5 protein-coding genes are annotated in these 3,209 nt (G+C 57.7%); all 5 read right to left on the bottom strand.

The window, feature by feature from the left end:
* On the bottom strand, positions 1-660 hold a 660-nt coding region (locus L692_RS0109955; RefSeq protein ID WP_025699483.1), incomplete at its 3' end, for a CCA tRNA nucleotidyltransferase.
* 18 nt (positions 661-678) lie between these two features.
* Positions 679-1,830, bottom strand: coding sequence for an N-acetyl-alpha-D-glucosaminyl L-malate synthase BshA (gene bshA / locus L692_RS0109960; protein WP_025699477.1), 1,152 nt, complete (start codon positions 1,828-1,830; stop codon positions 679-681).
* Positions 1,831-1,906: 76 nt separating this feature from the next.
* Entirely contained in the window at positions 1,907-2,602 is a 696-nt protein-coding gene (gene bshB1 / locus L692_RS0109965) for a bacillithiol biosynthesis deacetylase BshB1 (RefSeq protein ID WP_025699479.1), read from the bottom strand.
* Positions 2,599-3,018, bottom strand: a complete 420-nt coding sequence (gene mgsA, locus L692_RS0109970) for a methylglyoxal synthase (RefSeq protein WP_025699481.1) — start codon at positions 3,016-3,018, stop codon at positions 2,599-2,601. The genes bshB1 and mgsA overlap by 4 nt, the downstream gene beginning before the upstream one ends.
* A gap of 17 nt (positions 3,019-3,035) precedes the next feature.
* Positions 3,036-3,209: dihydrodipicolinate reductase C-terminal domain-containing protein (locus tag L692_RS28305; protein WP_036723040.1), on the bottom strand; the 174-nt coding region annotated here is incomplete at its 5' end.

Here is a 3,209-nt window from a genome sequence, read left to right on the forward strand (position 1 = left end):
CATCCCCAGGCCCGCCAGCGGCCGGGGGCCTTCCATGATGCGCGTCAGCTCCGCATAGACGCGCTCCACGGCGATATGCGCCAGCCCGTCCCGGCGGCGCAGCAGTCCGCGCCACGTGTTCTTGGCGATGCCGAACCCCAGCGTGGACGCGAAGCGCACGCAGCGGAGCATGCGGAGCGCGTCCTCGTCAAAGCGGTCCTCCGCCTTGCCGACGCAGCGGACCAGCCGGCGGCGGAGATCCTCCGCCCCGCCGAACGGGTCGATTAATCTTCCGTCCAGGCCGAGACAGATGGCATTGATCGTGAAATCCCGGCGGCGCAGGTCTTCCTTGACATCCATAACAAAAGCAACCGTCTCCGGCCGCCGGTGATCGGCATAGCCGCTCTCGGTCCGGTAGGTTGTCACTTCGAACGGGAAATCCGCCTCCAGCACCGTAACTGTCCCGTGCTGAAGGCCGGTGGGCACGCATCTCGGGAAGAGCGACATGACCGCCTCCGGCTTGGCGGAGGTGGTGATATCCATATCATGAACGGGCCGTCCGAGCAGCTCGTCGCGGATGCAGCCGCCTACCCAGTAGGCTTCATGCCCGGCGTCTGTAAGCCGGGCGATGATTCGCCCGGCGGCTTCGGCCATCCGGGAATCGGCCATTTTCCAATTCATATTGACACGGCTCCATTCTTAGCGGACCGCATTCGCGGCTTTGCGGTCCAGCACGCGGTAATAGATGCTTTCGTATTGATCGGTAATGGCATCCTTGCAGAAATCCTCTCTCGCGCGCTCCAGACAGGTCTTCCGGAACTTCCGCGCAAGCTCCTCATCGGACAGCAGCCGGACAGCATATTCCGCCATCGCCGCCGTATCGCCGATCGGCGCCAGAAATCCGGTCTCGCCATGCACCACAAGCTCCGGTATCCCCCCGGCCTGGGAACCGATGGTCGGTACGCCGCAGGCCATCGCCTCCAGAGCCACCAGTCCAAAGCTCTCTTTCTCCGAGGGAAGCAGCAGCACATCCGCAAGCGAGATCACCTGGGCGATTTCATCCTGCTTGCCGAGAAAGCGCGCCTTCTCCTCCAGCCCCATCTCGGCAATTTTGGCCTGAATCTTCGGAAGCTCCGGTCCCTCTCCGACAAGCAGAAGACGGGCTGGAATTTCCCTTGCGACTCTGGCGAAAATATCAACTACGTCTCCAACCCGCTTGACCGGCCTGAAATTGGAAATATGCATCAAAATTTTTTCATCCGGAGACGCAAAATCCCCTCTGAGATCGGAGACATCTCTTGGATAATATACCCGTTTGTCCACAAAATTGTAGGTCAGATCAATCTCGTCCGTAATATCCAGCACCCGGCGCGTCTCGTTGATAAGGTCCTGCGACACCGCCGTCACCGCGTCGCTCTCGTTAATGCCCAGCCGGATCAGATCCTTGAGTGATTCGTCCTGCCCAAGCACCGTGATATCCGTTCCATGCAGCGTCGTTACCACTTTGACCTGTCCTCCCACCATTTGTTTGGCCAGAAAAGCGCATACGGCATGCGGGACAGCATAATGAACATGGAGAAGATCCAGTTTCTCCCTCTTGGCTACCTGAGCCATTTTCGTCGCCAGCGCAAGATCATAGGGCGGATAACGGAACACGTAGTAGTCGTTAACTTCAACCTCGTGATAAAATATGTTCTTCTGAAACGTCCCCAGCCGAAACGGAACGCTGTGCGTAATAAAATGAACCTCATGGCCCTTTTCGGCCAGCAGCTTCCCGAGTTCGGTAGCCACCACGCCGGAACCGCCAAGAGACGGATAACAGGTAATGCCTATTTTCAACAACCGGTCCATATGTCCGTCTCCTTTATTTATTAACTGATCGGTCCGCGCGCATCCGCTTGTAGCGAACGCCCGCCCCGTTACCATCTTATCCCTTGAACAAATCAACGGCATACGGAATTTTTGCAGCGAAGCCCTCGGCATATGAATATCCCCTGCGCTGTCCAACCAGCATATCTCTGGAGCGGACCCGCTCGATATAGCCGTCGTTAAGCGGTGTCGCCACAATGTCTTCTCCCGGCTGTTTCTGGAACTGGGAGATATAGCAGGACAAGGCCGATTCCTTGATTCCGTAATGATCGGTCACGTCAACGACAAGATCCGTACGTCCCAAATCGTTGATGAAGTAAAAATACAGCTGCGGAGCCGGGACCGCCTTTAGCGACGGCATGTACCGGCGAAGCTTTGCATTAAAAACCGCCTCCTCCACAAGCCTGCTGCAAGCTACATGGTCGGGATGGCGGTCTTCCCAGTAGGGAGCGAACACGATATCCGGCGAGCAGCGGCGAATCTCCGCCGTCACTGCCGCAATTTGATCCTCTGTCACCCGCAGACCCCGGTCAGGCAGCCCCAGATTGGTGCGCGACGAAGCGCCGAGCACACCTGCGGCCCGGGCGGCTTCCTCCTTGCGGCTCTCCACCGTGCCGTTGGAAGACATTTCCGCCGCGGTCAGGTCGCATAGCCCGACCTTGAACCCGGCGGCGGTGTGCTTGGCAATCGTTCCGGCCATGCCGATCTCCGCATCGTCGGCATGGGCGCCGAATACGAGAATATCGAGCTTCATTCCTCAATACCGGGCTTGTACTTGTGCACCAGATCCCGCCAGCCGAAGTCGCCCCGGTCGATCGCCTTGACCAGAATTTCAGCAGTCGCGATATTGGTCGCCACCGGAATCCCGTACACGTCGCAGAGGCGCAGCAGAGCCGAAATATCCGGTTCATGCGGCTGCGCCATCAGCGGGTCGCGCAGAAAAATAATCAGATCCAGCTCGTCCTGCGCCACAAGGGCGCCGATCTGCTGGTCGCCCCCCAGAGGGCCTGACATATAGCGGTGAATGTTCAAGCTTGTCGCTTCCATAATGCGCTGCCCGGTCGTGCCGGTCGAGTACATTTCATGTCCCTGAAAGACATGCTCATAAGCGGTTACAAAATTAACCATTTCATCCTTCTTGCGGTCATGCGCAATAAATGCAATCTTCATCGGTTTCTCCCCCGTTTTTATTCGATAAAGTGATCAAACCCGTATATCATTCCGGTATATCCCATAACTTTTTCGATCCCCAGCTTGACCCCGGGCATATAGCCGGAGCGTTCATAGGAATCGTGGCGGATCTTCAGCGTCTGGCCGAAGCTGCCGAAGACAACCTCCTGCTGCGCAAACACGCCGGGCAG

Origin of the sequence: Paenibacillus forsythiae T98, from assembly GCF_000520735.1 — a bacterium.
Lineage (GTDB): Bacteria > Bacillota > Bacilli > Paenibacillales > Paenibacillaceae > Paenibacillus_AQ > Paenibacillus_AQ forsythiae.